A 15,453-nucleotide genomic window follows, 5' to 3' on the forward strand; every position below is an offset into this window, starting at 1 on the left:
GAATTATCAATTATGGAAAGGAATAGAACGGAATGCTGGGAGTGCAGGGAGACGACAGTGGAAGCATATACCGAAGAGGAATAATTCATTTAGAACTGATAATAAATTGAAAAAGGCCCTTGTCCTCCTGTGAAAAACGGTAAGACTGGGCTTTTTTCATTGTAGAGCAAAATATTATCATTTTTCTATACCGGCTTATTGATTCTAAAGCTAACTCTTAATTGAAAAAATTTGTTGTCTATCATTCCTGAGTGTTCTCCTCACTTTTGTACTCCAAAATATCACCTGGCTGACAATCTAAAGACTTACATATCGCCTCTAATGTTGAAAAACGAACCGCTTTTGCTTTCCCGTTTTTCAGAATAGAAAGGTTTGCCATCGTAATCCCAACCTTCTCCGAAAGCTCCGTTACGCTCATTTTTCGTTTTGCTAACATCACATCAATATTAATTATAATCGCCATATCCGCCACCTCAGACCGTTAAATCATTTTCCGATTTTATATCAATTGCTTCTTTTAAAAGCCTTTGGAGAACAGCAGCAAAGACTGCGATAACCATTGAAGCAAAAGGAACAACCAATCCGACAAAGATGACACCTGGAGCGTCGTCTTTCTCCGCAAAGAGGTAGAAGAGCGGCAAGACTAGCACATGCAAGATACAGATTGTAATAGCATAGTGTTTGATTTTCTTTAAAGCCTTTACAGATAAGTCCGAGAAAGCTTTATTTTTGTCAATATAGCGTAAAAGTTTGAAAGCCTGATATAAAGCGCAGTAAAAAGGGATCGCCGATGCATAAAAAACGATAAAAACAAGATATTTTATATAGGTTAACTCTGGAAGCAATTTTGCTGCAACATTCCCTATCTCAGGCACCAAAAAGATGCACAAAGCAAGAATGGGGATTCCTATAAAAATAACAGCTGCCTTTAAAAAGAGTGTCGTAACTTGTTTCATAAAAGCACCTCACTTAATTAAGTTTAAATTGATTTTAAAACATTATTTATCGAATATCAATAATTTTTTATTGTTTTTATTGATTTTTTTGTGAAATACAAAGTGTCTTCCTTTGTGACTTGTTGGTTTGCACCTCTTAAGTAATCCCAAAGTGTGTTTTTTGTTTTGCCTGGTTCCTTTAAGTTTTTCAATAATTCAAGGTTATTCCACTAACTTCATTGGTAAACTATGTGGTAGTTATTGGGTAAAGGATGGGTTGTACATGGATTTTTACCAAAGCCAAGAAACACTTACTATTTTAGAATGGACTCTCCGCTCTGTTGTTGCTTTTTTCTTTTTAGTGATTGTTGCAAAAATATTAGGCCAGCGTGCTATTTCCCAATTAAGGCTTCTGGATTTCGCTATTGCTTTAGTGATTGGAAACATTATTGCCCATCCACTGTCTGATGAGCGTCTTGATCTGAAAGGTTCCATGGTTTCAACCATAGTATTAGTGGTCTTATATCTTGGCGGTATTTTTATGATGATTAAATTACCCTGGTTTAGAAGGTTGATAAATCATGCCCCCATCACCATTGTTCAGAATGGGGACATCCTGCATAAGGGATTAAAAAAAGCCAGAATAAGTATTGATGTTTTATTAGAAGAATTGCGTGAAGAAAAAGTAGAAGATATAAAAAAAGTAGCCTTAGCGATTTGGGAAGCAGATGGGAAAATCTCCGTCTTTTTAGATCCAAAATACCAGCCCCTTACGCCTGCAGACTGCAAGATTGAAACGGAGACCTTCGACTTGCCAAGGACTATTATTAAGGAAGGTAAGATTTATTCCAATGAGTTAAAACAAGTGCAGCGTGATGAAGGCTGGGTTATTTCTACGTTAGAGCGTTTGTATCAAACGGAGGTAAAAAATGTTCTGCTTGCCACCCTTGATACGAAAGATAACCTAAAAGTGTTTTTATATAAGTAGGTCCTTAGAGGAACTTGAAAATGAAAAAAGCGATTGCCTCTAATCAGCAATCGCTCCTTGTTATGTCTTCAATTGGTAAAATTTAAAATATATAAAAAATTAGTTATTATGCGTATTTTATGCCGGCCAGTTTGATATTGTTACGATCATCTGAACCACAAGGTGTAACCGCATAAGTCATTTCACATTTTGGGCAGTTCATAATCACTGTTTCTAAAGTAAAGATTTCTCCGCACTCACAACGAATCTCGTGTGCCACTGTTGGTGCAAAGTTTTCCTTCCCTTTACTTTTAACATGATCTACAATGTCTTTCCCATCTTTTAAATTCGTAGTACAACCGCAGCTCATTGAAAAACCCTCCAAAAATTTGTTATCCTTATTAAACTAAGCGTAACATAGAAACATGTAAATTTATGTGTCTAAAATTAAACAAATCCGGGGGTCAGACCCCCAGTGCGTTAACGTATTACCGCATCGGGGGTCAGACCCCCAGTGCGTTAACGTATTACCGCATCGGGGGTCTGACCCCCACTTATGGTATAATAATTCAGGTAACAAAACAGCTTGTGAAAATATATGGTACGAAAAGAGAGGGAATATATGATTAAGGCATCCATTTATGGATTAACTATAGAGCAATTGTCTGCATGGCTTGTGGAGCATGGTCAAAAAAAGTCTAGAGCACAACTAGTCTGGGATTATCTTTATCGGAAGCGGGTAACATCTTTTTCTGATATGACAGATGTAAATCAAGAGTGTGTGCAGCTGCTGGCAGATAATTTCGCTATCCAAACTTTAGAGGAGCATATTAAGCAAGAATCAGCTGATGGAACGATTAAATTCTTGTTTAAATTGCAGGATGGCAACTTGATTGAAACGGTTTTAATGCGTCAAAAATATGGCCTTTCAGTATGTGTAACCACGCAAGTCGGCTGTAACATCGGCTGCAGTTTTTGTGCGAGTGGGTTATTAGCCAAGAGCCGGGATTTAACAAGCGGAGAAATTGTCGAGCAGATTATGAACGTGCAACTTCACTTTGATCAAATGGGTCAAGGCGAAACAGTCAGTCACATTGTCGTAATGGGAATTGGCGAACCATTTGATAATTTTGAAAACCTGTTAAACTTTATTAAGGTTATCAAAGACGATAAAGGACTTGCCATTGCGGCTAGACGGATCACCGTATCGACTAGCGGGCTTGCCGACAAGCTTATTGAATTCACAGATACTAAATTGCAGGTAAACCTTGCCGTCTCGTTGCATGCGCCAAATAATGAACTTCGCACTCGGATTATGAAAATAAACCGTGCCATTCCAATTGAAAAACTAATGAAGGCGATGGAGTACTACGTAGAGAAAACAAACCGACGGATTACGATTGAATATATTCTGTTACGGGATGTTAATGATCATAAGCAGGAAGCCGAGCAGCTTGCCGATCTTCTTCGTCCTCTAGGTCAGCAAGTTTATGTAAATTTAATACCGTATAACCCTGTTGATGAGCACAGTCAATATCAACGAAGTGAACAGGAATCAGTCTTGGCATTTTATGATACGTTGAAAAAGAACGGCGTCAATTGCAAAATCCGCCAGGAACATGGCACAGACATTGATGCCGCGTGCGGACAGTTAAGAAGTAAACAAATCAAAAAGATTGAAGTTCAATAATTTTATTAAAGAGCTGGGTAAAACAGACGATTATGTTTGTAATACCTGGCTTTTTTCTTTTTGATACGCTTCGAAGGCCAGCCATTTTGATCTTTTAGGTATCCTCTGTATTTATTTTACTGATTTTCTTTATAAGGGAAATTCGTTAAAAAAATTATGTTTTATCATTTTTTAGCCGGGTATGCAGGAAGTATGGACCTTGACAAAAAACTTAAACAATCGGAGGTAATAGTCTATGAGTAAAAATGTTCTTGGTGTATATAATTCAAGTGATGACTTAATTCGTGCCATAGAGGAATACAAAAATGAAGGATATTCTGAAAACAGCTTGTCCATTATTGCCAATACAAGGTATTTTCCATCTTCCCTCCAAAGTGAAATTGGTGTAACTTCTGAGGAATTAAGCGAAACAGATAATATCCGAACAAATGAGCATAAAGGGTTCATGGAAAGCCTGATTTCCGCCTTTGAAGTCAATTCCAATACAGATGGAAGCGAAACGTCATATTACGATTATCTGACAGGGCTTGGCATTGATGAAGCCGCTGCCCGTGAGTATGAAGAGGATATCAATTCCGGTAACATTTTACTTCTTGGCGGTAGTGGGGCAGGAAAAGTCACTGATACTTCAAGTGGTAGATTCACAGGAATCGCCGCCAATGAGCAAACAGATCTTGATACGGATAACCTCGGAACGGATGACGAGCGTTCCCTGAAACTTCGCGAAGAACAGCTGGATGTTTCTAAAGAACGTGTCCAGACTGGGGAAGTAAAAGTTCATAAAGAAGTGGTTGAAGAACAAAAAACAGTCCATGTTCCGGTTACCCATGAAGAAGTTTATGTGGAAAGACGGGCAGTGAACGATGCTTCAGCAGACACAACGACTCCAATAGGTGAAGAGGAAACGATCCGCGTTCCAATTGTCGAGGAAAAGGTCGAAGTAACAAAAAAACCTGTGGTTACTGAGGAATTAGTGATTGGAAAAAGGAAGGCTACGGAAACCGAGCAGGTTACCGAAAACATCCAGCGAGAAAAAGCAGAGGTGGAAACAGACGGAGATGCAACAGTCGATGAAACCACTATTGATCGCAATCGGTTGAATAGTGACAGATTATAATTAAAGACAAAGAATGTGCCCCAAAAGCCTAGCTTTTGGGGCATTTAAAAGCAAGAAAGCCATTCCTTTTGGAATTATTAAGTAACTTCACCCACACAATTACCAATAAAAGAAGTTTTCTACTCTCTCTCTATACCAAACCGAGTATTCTTTTCCTCTATCACTAGGGTTTTCCCCCCAACAATACCCCACTGATTTCTTTCCTATTTCATTATGGACAAATGTCCAACCATGATGCCATACACTGATTAAACCCTATTGTTAGATAAATTCAGAATAGTTGTGCTATACTAAATTTAGCAACAGGTGCTAATATCAGATATTAATTTTTATCGAATAAAGTTAATTTATGGATATATTATAATTATGGAGCTATTTTCGTTCAGTATTGAGAAATGAACGTTTTCCAGGAAAACTAAACAAATCTTTAACAACAACGGAGGATTATGATGCTAACAAATGATTTAGACTTTAGATTGGAGCCTAAACTTATCGATTTATATGAAGAACATAAAAAGCGGTCTGCCAAAATAGATTGGGGTTATCATGATTTCTTACCATGGGACAAGGCAATGGATTTCCGACGTGTTCCATGGGATGAGAGTCAAGTTACACTTCCTGCATCCGTGATAACTGCAGTGGAAACCGCACTTTTGACCGAAGTGAATTTACCTTGGTTCACCTCGCATCTTGATCAAACCTTTAAAGGGTCTTTAACGGTTATTAAAGATTTCGTTCATACATGGACAGCAGAAGAAGATCAGCATTCAAACCTGCTTGAAACGTATCTTTTAATCACACGCAATGTAGATCCGATGCGTCTCCACCAATTACACAAACAAACGGTTGAGAATGGCTGGAATCCTGATTACCATACGCCGTTTGAAACAATGGTTTATACCTCTTTGCAAGAATTAGCCACCATGGTGTTTTATAATAATGTAGCGAAAGTAGCCGGTACACATGATAAGGATTTATCTAGTCTGCTCAGACGCCTTGCAAAGGATGAAACCTTGCATTATGCCTTTTACCGGGATGTTATTAAATATCATTTGCAACTAGAACCTAATTATTGTTACCACTTGGGTAATGTCATTAAGAGTTTTCAAATGCCTGGTACAGTAATGCCTGATTTTGAGGACCGTATGTCCATTATTGCTAAGGAGGCAAACTACGGACCTTTGGAATACTTTGATCAAGTTTTGGATGTGATTGTTGATTATTGGGAGCTGGAAAAGTTAAGGCCGATTGCACCAGAAGCAGAAAAAGCCAGACTTGACATCCTAAAGTATCACGCCCGCTTGAAAAAAGTCAGAGACCGCTTTTATAAAAATAAATAAGTTCATAATGGTAATAAGGGTGTCAGGCACCCCTGATGGACATTGTCCATCAAGGGTGGACTGCCGCTCTTTTGTGCTTAGTTAGCTTTATTTTTCTTAAAATTTCGTCTATTCCCGACAAAGATGTGTGTAAAAAGCTGCCTGAAGATGAGATGCACCAAGGCTCCTATGGGAATGGCGAATAAATCGAGCCACAATCCTTCTTGGTACTGTTCCGGATTTTCAAAAAGAGAGAATGACTGTATTACCCCAAATAAAAGTGATGGCAATAAAAAGAAAAGCCATGGATTGGCAAGCCATTTCGATTTGAATTGATCGTTCACTGCTTCATAAATGACCTCACCGGCTCCTGCAAGAAGCGCCACTATAAAGAAACCCATTACCACACTATAGGCCGGTAACGTATTATCAAATTCAGGATGATAATATTCCATTACGGAATAAGAAACGAGACATAAAAAAGCTGTGACAAAAACAATGTTCCACATATAACGAATGACTTTGTATAAAGGGAATATCGCCTTTTTAATTTCCCAATTCAATTTTCTTTCATTGCCGAACGCCTCGATTGCCTTATGAACCGCTTCATCCTCAGTATAACCCTTGATCATGAGTTCATGGACATGCTCGTTAAGGTGAGTATAAAGCTCTTCTTTAAATTCCTCTTTTTCATCTTCTTCCATTGGCAAATTCGAGACGATTTCTTTTATATAACGTTCAAGTTCTTTCATGATAATCCCCCCAACGTCTTGTCAATTAACTGATTGATCTGTTTCCAGTTACTTAGTTTCTCTGCTAGAACTTTCCGGCCCGTTTCGGTAATGGAATAATATTTCCTTCTATTTCCATCCATTTCTTGACTCCAGTACGATGTAACGCAGTCTTTGTTTTCCAGCCTTTTTAACGCAGGATAGAGTGTTCCCTCGTTCATATGGTAGGCCTCTTCGCTTAACACTCGCAATTTTTTGGTCATTTCATATCCATAACAATCTACTTCGACTAATAAAGAAAGCAATAAAATCTCAATACTGCCTTTTAGCAATTCTCTATCCATAGGATTACCTCCAAATATTTCTAGTAACATTGTATAACAACACACATCGTATAACAAGGTGTATTGTTGTGAAAGAATTTATTATTTAGAATTATTTGAATATATATTGCAGCCCTACATTTTTTGATTTTTATTAGATTCTAGATATATAATTTAAGGGTTATGATTAAATTTTCTTAGAATGGAGAGCACTATGGACTTAGGATTAAAAGGAAAAGTAGCCTTAATAACTGGTGCAAGTAAAGGAATTGGATTGGAAACGGCTCTGCATTTAATTCATGAAGGAGCTAAAGTCGCGATTTGTGCAAGAAATAGTGAAAACCTTAAAACAGCAGCAACACTTATTTTCGAACAAACAGGTACTGAAGTCTTTTACATAGAAGCGGATGTAACGAAGGAAGATGACTGTAAAAGAGTTGTCACTTCTACCGTTGATCAATATGGACGGATAGACATTTTAGTCAATAATGCGGGTACTTCATCCGCCCAACCATTTGAAAAAGTAGGCACGGACCTTTGGCAGCATGACCTTGATTTAAAATTATTTGGAGCAATTAATTGTTCACGATATGCCCTTCCCTATATGCGTCAAGTCGGAGGAGGAGCCATTGTCAACGTGACGGCGGCCATTGCCAAAACTCCACCTGCTTCCTCCTTGCCAACTACGGTGAGCCGGGCAGCCGGCATGGCTCTTACTAAAGCTATGAGTAAGGACCTTGGTGCTGACAATATCCGGGTTAACACTGTTTGTATTGGGTTAATCCGAAGTGATCAGATTGAAATGAAGTGGAAACAAACCGCTCCTGAACTTACATGGGAACAATTTGCACAAAAGCCAGATCACAACATTCCTTTAGGCCGTATTGGAAATACGGATGAGGCAGCTAAAGTCATTACCTTCCTCGTCTCAGATGCTGCCTCTTATGTAACTGGAACAGCGGTGAATATAGACGGTGGAATGGCTGGTACTTTATAAATTGGTCAACTCCTTCTTACGCAAAACAGAACCTCGTCACCACGACAAGGTTCTGTTTTTTATTGGTGCCTGACACCAGCGCTTTGTTCCAACATAAAACGTTAAAACCGTTGCTATTCCATGCAAAAACCCTATTTTCATTATTAGGGATTCATTGTCATCCAGCTGCCAACATGGTGAATGGCTATGCCATTGAAGCCCGGAGTGTTAGCATAATAGTCACTAACCTTGGTGAGCTCCTGATTCATGAAAGATTCTCCTTCTTCATAAAAGGATATGTTATCGCCTTCATCGGTCTTTCCTGTTTCCACACCGACAACAAGTGATTTACCATATATTCCGGCAAAAGCAACTTCATTTTTTACAAGATCAATAATCATCGGGGCCGAGTCACGATAGGCCATAATGGTTATACTGCTTGTATTAACGGTTACCCATTCGGCTAAAATCCCTTTTCCAAATGTATTTTTATAGTTTATTTCATCAAACCAGAACGGCATGTCTACCTCGAGAGGAAGATTTAAAGCAAGTGTACTGTTTTTCGCTTTCGTTAATAATGACTGATAGGATTTGATTGTCTCGGCCTGATTCGTTGTCCAGCCACTATATAAATATGGCTCGACATCTAAATGAACACCTGCAAATTTTTGAGCAGAGGTGGAGCCATTTTGATAATTGCCCAACCAAGTCATTAATTGGTTTTGGCTTGTATAGCCTTTTGGTGCCACCCAGCCTGGTGCTCCGTCTAATGCGTAAATTTGAATACCTTTTTCCGATACTTTTTGGATAAAGCTGCGATATACATTCATCGAAATATCACGATCTATCTGCAGATAGACTTTGTTTACCTGTTTGCTCTCTAATAAGGCGATAATTCCCGGTTCATCATTGACAATCAACCAAGGGTTCCAGAGCCATGTTGCCCTGTCTTGTGAGACTGAGGCTTTCACGTTTAAACTTGCACCTCCAACAGCTAGTGTAAAAAACAGCATGACAGCCACCATAATTCTTCTCATTATCTACATCAATCCTCCATCCTATCAGCCAAGGCTCATAGAATGAGAACCTGGCAGCCTGACGACCATATGCTTTTAAAAGCGGTTAGGTTCACGGCTTTGCGTCCTTCCCTTTCGGTGAAGTTTGCCTTTTCCGATTAGTTGTTTCTATCATTATATTCGATTTCTATACTTGCTTCATCTACTTTTAGGGAAAGATTTATTAATTTTAAGGCTCTGTTTTTTTGGCTTATATATCATTTGCACTATGTTTATTTTTCTTTCTCTTTAAAAGTCAGGACAAGTTTGTTATTTTTAAACATATAAACTGACGGAGCTGTTTTAGGAGGGTTTTATGGAAAATGTCAAAAAAGGGTCAACCATTCAATCATTAGAAATTGGAATGGGGATTATTGATCTAATTGCTAAACATGGAAAGCCAATTAAATTTTCAGAGATACAAGAGCTCTCCCAGACAACGAAGAGTAATCTATACAAATATCTAAATACTTTTACCCAACTAGGAATCCTCTATCGTGATAAGGCCATGGGTACCTATATTCTTGGCAGTAAATTAATTGAATATGGGATGGCTGCAGTTGATCAAGAAAATGTTCTGGATCGAATAACGCCTTATTTAGAAATGCTGAATAGTAAAACCATGAGCACTGTTTTGTTTTCCATTTGGACAAACAATGGCCCCATGGTCATTAAGATGCTGAATGTGAGCCAAGGTTTTAATATTGGGGCTCAAATTGGAACACTGCTGCCGCTATTTTCTGCCGCCGGCAAAATTTTTATGGCCTTCTCTGATGAATCTATTATTCAAGGCTGGAAGGAGTCTGAAAGTAAGAAAATTGCCAAAGACAACCTAGTTCAACTGGAAAAGGAAATGATGCTGATTAAGGAAAGGGAAATTTCCTTTGCAAGTGAACCTCTTGTACCATCAGTGTCCGCTGTCTCCTTTCCTGTATTAAATTACAAAAGAGAGCTCTTAGGGGCGGTTGTCATTGTTGGCTTTTCCGAACAGATCCCCAAAGATATAAACGATGAGCTCAGCCAATCTATTATTGAGATTAGTAAGCAAATTTCTCACAGCTTTGGCTACAAAACAGAAATAAATAATATTTGAGCCAAACACCAAGTTAAATATAAGCTAGATGAAAAGCCAAACGACAACAAGTCCTTTGGCTTTTTACATATTCCTATCAATTTAATAAAAAAAGGAATCCCTTCACAAAGCGGATTCCCAAGTTACGAATTATCCCACATTACTTGTCTTTTCTTTCCTAAGGGCCGGAGGAGCGACTGTAATGCCCGTCGTTTCTTCAAAATTAAATAAACTGGAAGGCAAGTCAGTAAACCTCTCTAGTTCATTGTAAGCTGGAATACCATGGTAAGACATATCTAAACCCTCGTCTTCTTCTTGTTCGGTTGCCCGGAAACCTACTGTTTTTTCGCATAGCTTCGCAATGATCGTTCCCCCAATAAGCCCCCAAGCCATAACGACCACTGCCCCAAGAACCTGCACCTTTAAAAGCGAAAAATCACCTGTTGTCAACAAGCCTTGTGACTTATCAAGCAAACCAACAGCGATGGTGCCAAACACGCCGCCGAAACCATGTACCGCCACAGCTCCGACAGGATCATCTACTTTTAAATGATCCACCAATAGAGTGGCATAAATGACTATGATTCCACTGATCACACCAATTAGAATCGCGCTCCACTCGGATACATAGGCACAGCCAGCGGTGATGGCAACCAATCCGGCTAACACGCCATTGATCGTCATACTCGGATCTGCTTTTCCAAATTTCTTCATCGTCAAAAAGAGAGCAGCTGACCCGCCGCTTGCTGCAGCTAACATCGTGTTGATGGCAATCGGAGCTAACTCTTTACTAGATGCATCTAATGTACTTCCGGCATTAAAGGCAAACCAGCCGAACCACAAAATGAAGGCACCGGCAGAAGCTAACGGAATGTTACTAGGGGCAAAAACATTCACGCTTCCATCATTATTAAATCTTCCTCTTCTCGGTCCAAGCAGCTTGGCCATGGCAAAAGCGGTAAAACCACCGACAGCATGAATGGCTGCTGATCCCGCAAAGTCCTTCATCCCTAACTTTGCTAACCAGCCCTCGCTATTCCAAATCCAGTGGCCCGAAAGCGGATAGATGATGATGGTGATTAATGCCGCTGTTACTACATATGCCTTAAATTTCATTCGTTCAGCAACTGCTCCAGAAATAATCGAGATGCAAGCAACGGCAAACCCCATTTGAAAAAGGACAAACGCGACACTTGGCAGCTCCAGCGAAAGGGTAATTTTTTCGGGGCTTCCAAAGAGATTCGTTCCCATAAATCCAAAGGCATCCTTACCAAACATGACCCCAAATCCGATCAGCCAAAATGCTAACGCGCCAATGGTTAAGTCTACAAAAATTTTCATCGTAACATTAACTGCATTTTTCGTTCGGACAAACCCCGCTTCAAGTAAACTAAATCCGCCTTCCATAAACAGAACCATGGCTGCAGCAAGGACGACCCACACTGTATTTATATACATTAGCTCCAAAAGATTACCCCTCCCCATTCGCTAAATCATCAATATCGTAGTCAATTGTCCCTGTTCGGATGTTATAAGCTTCTAAAATTGGATAGACATAAATTTTTCCGTCACCGTCTTCACCGCTCTGAGCAGAAGTGACAATTGCCTTTATGGTGGATTCCACCAAATAATCAGAAAGAACTATTTCCAATTTAATCTTTGGATGCAGGGTCACCTGATAATTTTTTCCGCGGTAAACACCTTGCGTATCTTTTTGTTTCCCTCTGCCAACCACCTGTGAAACGGTAAAACCCGTGATTCCAATCTTCCTTAACCCTTTAATAGTCTCTGTGAGCCTCTCCGGTCGAATGATTGCTTCAATCTTTTTCAAAGAATCAGCTCCATATGTTATATTTTCTAACATCAATATGTAAAAATATATAACACAAACGGAATTACCGTCAATATAAATTTATACCAATCTGAAAATTCTAAAATTATTAATCTAGATTTTATGCTCATTATCTAAGGAACCACAACAAAGCCCTGAACCAATTAAAAGGTTCAGGGCTTTGGTTAATAACGGTTTATAGCTGGCGGTTCCAAAAACGATCCTTTGCGATTCCTTCAATAAATTGTTGGATGTCTGTTTGGGTTAAATCGTATACTCCATCACTTTCTAAGTTTACACGGCTTCTCTCTAAGGCTTTATTATCGCTAATGGCCACTGCTAATGGTTTGAAGTGTTTAAAAGTGGTTTCGATAAATTCCAAAACAGGCGGTTCAAGTTTAGGTTCATTGCAGATAAGTAAGGCTGCATCAAAAAGACTTGAATCTGCGGTATCAAAAGTATCCGTTACTTTTAAACCAGCATTAATGACAGAGAGCTTTTTCGCGACAATACTATAATTTAGATTATACTGAACTAAAGATTTAATCCATTCTGTTAATTTTTCGTCTTCGGCTACACCATTTAATACAATCGCAACACATTTTGTATCAGTTTTACTTATTGTGTTCGCCATACTAAGGGCTGGTGATTTTTTATCAGATTTAACCTCAAGGTTTTCCTCAGGAATTTCCGCACCAATGTTGTCAGCAACCTGTACGGCTACCTGCCGGTCAATATGATTTAACAGGGCTACCGCATTATTTTTAACCATGTCTGATTTACATTTGCCCAGTTCAAAGCTAAAGGCATCGATTAAGTGCTGCTGCTCAAATGGAGCAAGACTGTTATAAAATAACTTCGCCTGAGAATAAAAGTCTAGGAAACTTTCACTTCGTCCTCTAATTTTACGCCCCTCAATTTTTTCCTGATACGATTCATATCCTCCTAGTTCAACTGGAACCGGTTCAGGTTGATTGGCATTTAGTCCGTTCCGATGGTAGCTTGTTTGTCCCTGATGAATCGCCATTTGGTGCATCCCATCCCGTTGGTTGTTATGGAATGGGCAGACAGGTTGATTAATCGGGATTTGATGAAAATTAGGACCTCCAAGACGTGAGAGCTGCGTATCTGTATAAGAAAATAAACGTCCTTGTAATAGAGGGTCATTAGAAAAATCAATACCTGGCACGACATGGCCGGGATGAAAAGCAACTTGTTCCGTTTCTGCAAAGAAGTTATTAACATTACGGTTCAAGGTCATTTTACCAACAATTTTTACAGGGACATCTTCTTCTGGCCATAACTTTGTTGGATCTAAAATATCAAAATCAAAGTTGAATTCATCTTCTTCAGGTATGAGTTGTAAGCCTAGCTCCCATTCTGGGAAATCGCCTTTCTCAATGGCTTCATATAAATCTTGACGGTGAAAGTCAGGATTTTTACCAGCTGCCCTTTGAGCTTCATCCCAGACTTGCGAATGGATGCCTAGCGCTGGTTTCCAGTGGAATTTTACAAAATGAGCTTTCCCATCCGCATTGATAAGGCGGAACGTATGCACACCAAAGCCTTCCATCATCCGCAAGCTGCGAGGAATGGCACGGTCACTCATTAACCACATGACCATATGGGCAGATTCCGGATTTTGTCCAATAAAATCCCAGAACGTATCATGAGCGCTGGCACCTTGGGGAATTTCATTGTGAGGTTCTGGTTTAAGGGCATGTACAAAGTCAGGGAACTTAATAGCATCTTGAATAAAAAAAACAGGCATATTATTACCGACTAAATCAAAGTTGCCTTCATCCGTATAAAATTTAGTCGCAAAGCCACGCACATCTCGGACCGTATCGCTTGATCCTCTCGAACCCTGGACCGTTGAAATCCGTACAAATACAGGTGTGGTTTTCGAGGTGTCCGTTAGAAAATCCGCTTTCGTATATGCTGCGAGCGACTCATAAAGTTGAAAAATCCCATGTGCTCCCACTCCGCGCGCATGAACAATCCGTTCAGGGATCCGTTCATGGTCAAAATGTGTCATTTTTTCGCGAAAATGAAAATCCTCCATCAGTGTCGGGCCTCTTAATCCGGCTTTTAAAGAAAACTCATCCTCCGCTACCTTAAGCCCTTGATTGGTAGTCAATCCAGCTTTTTTTTCATTATTGATGGTATATTTCGATAATTGCACTGCCTTCTTATTTTCCATAATTAGAACCTCCTCACGAAAGTATGTATCTTCTTACAAAGAAAAAGAGCAAGTAATATTCATTACTCACTTCTCTCGTTACCCTTTTTAATAGGAAATAAAACATGGACGCTTTATTTATGATACATAACTAATAAAAACTTTGACATACTGATAAAAACAATGTAAATTAGCATATGTACGAACATTTTAATTTAACTAAGCTTAAATATTCGTGTTTGGGAGTGTATTTCATGGAAAATGTATTTGATTACGAAGATATACAACTTATTCCTGCTAAATCCGTAGTGAAAAGTCGTTCTGAATGTGATACAACAGTTACCTTTGGGGGACGTACCTTTAAATTACCTGTGGTGCCTGCCAATATGCAGACCATTATTGATGAAAAAATTGCAATCTTTTTAGCAGAAAATAATTACTTTTATATTATGCATCGCTTTGAACCAGAGAAGAGAATGTCTTTCGTTAGAGATATGCAAGACCGCGGTTTATATGCATCCATTAGTGTTGGCGTAAAAGAAGGGGAATATCAATTTATCAAAGAATTAGCTGCTGAACAGCTGACACCAGAATATATTACCATTGATATTGCACATGGCCATTCTAATGCCGTGATCGAAATGATTCAGCATATTAAGAAACATTTGCCTGAGAGCTTTGTCATCGCAGGTAATGTCGGAACTCCAGAAGCCGTAAGAGAATTAGAACACGCTGGTGCCGATGCTACAAAAGTGGGAATTGGACCAGGAAAAGTATGTATTACAAAGATTAAAACTGGTTTTGGTACAGGCGGCTGGCAATTAGCAGCGCTTCGTTGGTGTGCAAAGGCGGCAAGTAAGCCGATTATTGCGGATGGCGGTATTCGTACCCACGGTGACATCGCTAAATCGATTCGTTTTGGGGCATCGATGGTGATGATTGGATCCTTGTTTGCCGGACACGAAGAATCACCTGGGGAAACATATGAGAAGGATGGAAAATGCTATAAAGAATACTTTGGCTCCGCTTCAGAATTCCAAAAAGGTGAAAAGAGAAATGTCGAAGGTAAAAAAATGTTTGTTGAGTACAAAGGCTCTTTAAAAGATACCCTGATCGAAATGGAGCAAGATCTTCAATCCTCTATCTCTTATGCCGGTGGAAACAAGTTATTCGCGATCCGTAATGTAGATTATGTTGTTGTAAAAAATTCTATCTTTAACGGTGATCGGATTTATTAATTGCATGGTAAGGCACA

16 protein-coding genes and 1 riboswitch are annotated in these 15,453 nt (G+C 39.2%); of the genes, 7 read left to right on the plus strand and 9 right to left on the minus strand.

Annotation, left to right across the window (positions count from 1 at the left end; translation table 11 throughout):
* Positions 1–241 precede the first annotated feature (241 nt).
* On the minus strand, positions 242–463 hold the full coding sequence (locus tag AC3ANL_RS23130) for a helix-turn-helix domain-containing protein (protein WP_488326678.1): 222 nt from the start codon (positions 461–463) through the stop codon (positions 242–244).
* A gap of 10 nt (positions 464–473) precedes the next feature.
* On the minus strand, positions 474–956 hold the full coding sequence (locus tag AC3ANL_RS23135; RefSeq protein ID WP_488326679.1) for a DUF2975 domain-containing protein: 483 nt from the start codon (positions 954–956) through the stop codon (positions 474–476).
* A gap of 262 nt (positions 957–1,218) precedes the next feature.
* Between AC3ANL_RS23135 and AC3ANL_RS23140 the strand changes: the two genes are divergently transcribed.
* Positions 1,219–1,923 carry a DUF421 domain-containing protein gene (locus AC3ANL_RS23140; protein ID WP_488326680.1) on the plus strand — a complete coding sequence of 235 codons (705 nt, stop codon included), beginning with the start codon at positions 1,219–1,221 and terminating at the stop codon, positions 1,921–1,923.
* Between the two features lie 106 nt (positions 1,924–2,029).
* On the opposite strand, the gene AC3ANL_RS23145 is transcribed toward AC3ANL_RS23140, so the two are convergent.
* Complete coding sequence (locus AC3ANL_RS23145; RefSeq protein WP_488326681.1) at positions 2,030–2,272, minus strand: hypothetical protein; 243 nt, start codon at positions 2,270–2,272, stop codon at positions 2,030–2,032.
* 252 nt (positions 2,273–2,524) lie between these two features.
* Here AC3ANL_RS23145 and rlmN point away from each other — a divergent pair, with 252 nt between their 5' ends.
* The 3 genes from rlmN to AC3ANL_RS23160 all read left to right on the plus strand — a co-directional run bounded on the left by rlmN (position 2,525) and on the right by AC3ANL_RS23160 (position 6,049).
* The gene (gene rlmN / locus AC3ANL_RS23150) at positions 2,525–3,592 is read left to right on the plus strand and encodes a dual-specificity RNA methyltransferase RlmN (protein ID WP_488326682.1); all 1,068 of its coding nucleotides are present in this window, start codon (positions 2,525–2,527) and stop codon (positions 3,590–3,592) included.
* Between the two features lie 235 nt (positions 3,593–3,827).
* The gene (locus tag AC3ANL_RS23155) at positions 3,828–4,709 is read left to right on the plus strand and encodes a YsnF/AvaK domain-containing protein (RefSeq protein WP_488326683.1); all 882 of its coding nucleotides are present in this window, start codon (positions 3,828–3,830) and stop codon (positions 4,707–4,709) included.
* Positions 4,710–5,158: 449 nt separating this feature from the next.
* The gene (locus AC3ANL_RS23160) at positions 5,159–6,049 is read left to right on the plus strand and encodes an acyl-ACP desaturase (RefSeq protein ID WP_488329813.1); all 891 of its coding nucleotides are present in this window, start codon (positions 5,159–5,161) and stop codon (positions 6,047–6,049) included.
* A gap of 77 nt (positions 6,050–6,126) precedes the next feature.
* Here the strand turns inward: AC3ANL_RS23160 and AC3ANL_RS23165 are convergent, their stop codons facing one another.
* Together AC3ANL_RS23165 and AC3ANL_RS23170 are read right to left on the minus strand one after the other, a co-directional pair.
* Positions 6,127–6,780: a permease prefix domain 1-containing protein gene (locus AC3ANL_RS23165; protein WP_488326684.1), complete on the minus strand. Its 654-nt coding sequence runs from the start codon at positions 6,778–6,780 to the stop codon at positions 6,127–6,129.
* Positions 6,777–7,103 (minus strand): PadR family transcriptional regulator, encoded by a 327-nt coding sequence (locus tag AC3ANL_RS23170; RefSeq protein WP_488326685.1) that lies wholly within the window; start codon positions 7,101–7,103, stop codon positions 6,777–6,779. Before AC3ANL_RS23170 ends, AC3ANL_RS23165 begins: the two co-directional genes overlap by 4 nt.
* 193 nt (positions 7,104–7,296) lie before the next feature.
* Between AC3ANL_RS23170 and AC3ANL_RS23175 the strand changes: the two genes are divergently transcribed.
* Positions 7,297–8,079 (plus strand): SDR family NAD(P)-dependent oxidoreductase, encoded by a 783-nt coding sequence (locus tag AC3ANL_RS23175; RefSeq protein ID WP_488326686.1) that lies wholly within the window; start codon positions 7,297–7,299, stop codon positions 8,077–8,079.
* 143 nt (positions 8,080–8,222) lie between these two features.
* On the opposite strand, the gene AC3ANL_RS23180 is transcribed toward AC3ANL_RS23175, so the two are convergent.
* Positions 8,223–9,095, minus strand: coding sequence for an amidase (locus AC3ANL_RS23180; protein ID WP_488326687.1), 873 nt, complete (start codon positions 9,093–9,095; stop codon positions 8,223–8,225).
* Between the two features lie 49 nt (positions 9,096–9,144).
* Positions 9,145–9,234: riboswitch (cyclic di-GMP riboswitch) on the minus strand.
* Between the two features lie 195 nt (positions 9,235–9,429).
* Here AC3ANL_RS23180 and AC3ANL_RS23185 point away from each other — a divergent pair.
* The gene (locus tag AC3ANL_RS23185) at positions 9,430–10,206 is read left to right on the plus strand and encodes an IclR family transcriptional regulator (protein ID WP_488326688.1); all 777 of its coding nucleotides are present in this window, start codon (positions 9,430–9,432) and stop codon (positions 10,204–10,206) included.
* A gap of 129 nt (positions 10,207–10,335) precedes the next feature.
* Here the strand turns inward: AC3ANL_RS23185 and AC3ANL_RS23190 are convergent, their stop codons facing one another.
* The 3 genes from AC3ANL_RS23190 to AC3ANL_RS23200 form a co-directional block, all read right to left on the minus strand.
* Positions 10,336–11,652: an ammonium transporter gene (locus AC3ANL_RS23190; protein WP_488326689.1), complete on the minus strand. Its 1,317-nt coding sequence runs from the start codon at positions 11,650–11,652 to the stop codon at positions 10,336–10,338.
* A 4-nt stretch (positions 11,653–11,656) separates the two neighbouring features.
* Complete coding sequence (locus AC3ANL_RS23195; RefSeq protein ID WP_488326690.1) at positions 11,657–12,016, minus strand: P-II family nitrogen regulator; 360 nt, start codon at positions 12,014–12,016, stop codon at positions 11,657–11,659.
* 196 nt (positions 12,017–12,212) lie between these two features.
* Entirely contained in the window at positions 12,213–14,219 is a 2,007-nt protein-coding gene (locus tag AC3ANL_RS23200; RefSeq protein WP_488326691.1) for a catalase, read from the minus strand.
* 233 nt (positions 14,220–14,452) lie between these two features.
* On the opposite strand from AC3ANL_RS23200, the gene guaC reads away from it, so the two are divergent.
* Positions 14,453–15,436, plus strand: coding sequence for a GMP reductase (guaC, locus tag AC3ANL_RS23205; protein WP_488326692.1), 984 nt, complete (start codon positions 14,453–14,455; stop codon positions 15,434–15,436).
* The last annotated feature ends 17 nt before the right edge of the window (positions 15,437–15,453 follow it).

Source organism: Neobacillus sp. DHD-1R (assembly GCF_057747995.1).

Excerpts from the sequence above, each read along its gene's own strand:
- AC3ANL_RS23130 (WP_488326678.1), bottom strand. The coding sequence starts at position 463 with ATGGCGATTATAATTAATATTGATGTGATGTTAGCAAAACGAAAAATG.
- AC3ANL_RS23135 (WP_488326679.1), bottom strand. The coding sequence starts at position 956 with ATGAAACAAGTTACGACACTCTTTTTAAAGGCAGCTGTTATTTTTATA.
- AC3ANL_RS23140 (WP_488326680.1), top strand. The coding sequence starts at position 1,219 with ATGGATTTTTACCAAAGCCAAGAAACACTTACTATTTTAGAATGGACT.
- AC3ANL_RS23145 (WP_488326681.1), bottom strand. The coding sequence starts at position 2,272 with ATGAGCTGCGGTTGTACTACGAATTTAAAAGATGGGAAAGACATTGTA.
- rlmN (WP_488326682.1), top strand. The coding sequence starts at position 2,525 with ATGATTAAGGCATCCATTTATGGATTAACTATAGAGCAATTGTCTGCA.
- AC3ANL_RS23155 (WP_488326683.1), top strand. The coding sequence starts at position 3,828 with ATGAGTAAAAATGTTCTTGGTGTATATAATTCAAGTGATGACTTAATT.
- AC3ANL_RS23160 (WP_488329813.1), top strand. The coding sequence starts at position 5,159 with ATGCTAACAAATGATTTAGACTTTAGATTGGAGCCTAAACTTATCGAT.
- AC3ANL_RS23165 (WP_488326684.1), bottom strand. The coding sequence starts at position 6,780 with ATGAAAGAACTTGAACGTTATATAAAAGAAATCGTCTCGAATTTGCCA.
- AC3ANL_RS23170 (WP_488326685.1), bottom strand. The coding sequence starts at position 7,103 with ATGGATAGAGAATTGCTAAAAGGCAGTATTGAGATTTTATTGCTTTCT.
- AC3ANL_RS23175 (WP_488326686.1), top strand. The coding sequence starts at position 7,297 with ATGGACTTAGGATTAAAAGGAAAAGTAGCCTTAATAACTGGTGCAAGT.
- AC3ANL_RS23180 (WP_488326687.1), bottom strand. The coding sequence starts at position 9,095 with ATGAGAAGAATTATGGTGGCTGTCATGCTGTTTTTTACACTAGCTGTT.
- AC3ANL_RS23185 (WP_488326688.1), top strand. The coding sequence starts at position 9,430 with ATGGAAAATGTCAAAAAAGGGTCAACCATTCAATCATTAGAAATTGGA.
- AC3ANL_RS23200 (WP_488326691.1), bottom strand. The coding sequence starts at position 14,219 with ATGGAAAATAAGAAGGCAGTGCAATTATCGAAATATACCATCAATAAT.
- guaC (WP_488326692.1), top strand. The coding sequence starts at position 14,453 with ATGGAAAATGTATTTGATTACGAAGATATACAACTTATTCCTGCTAAA.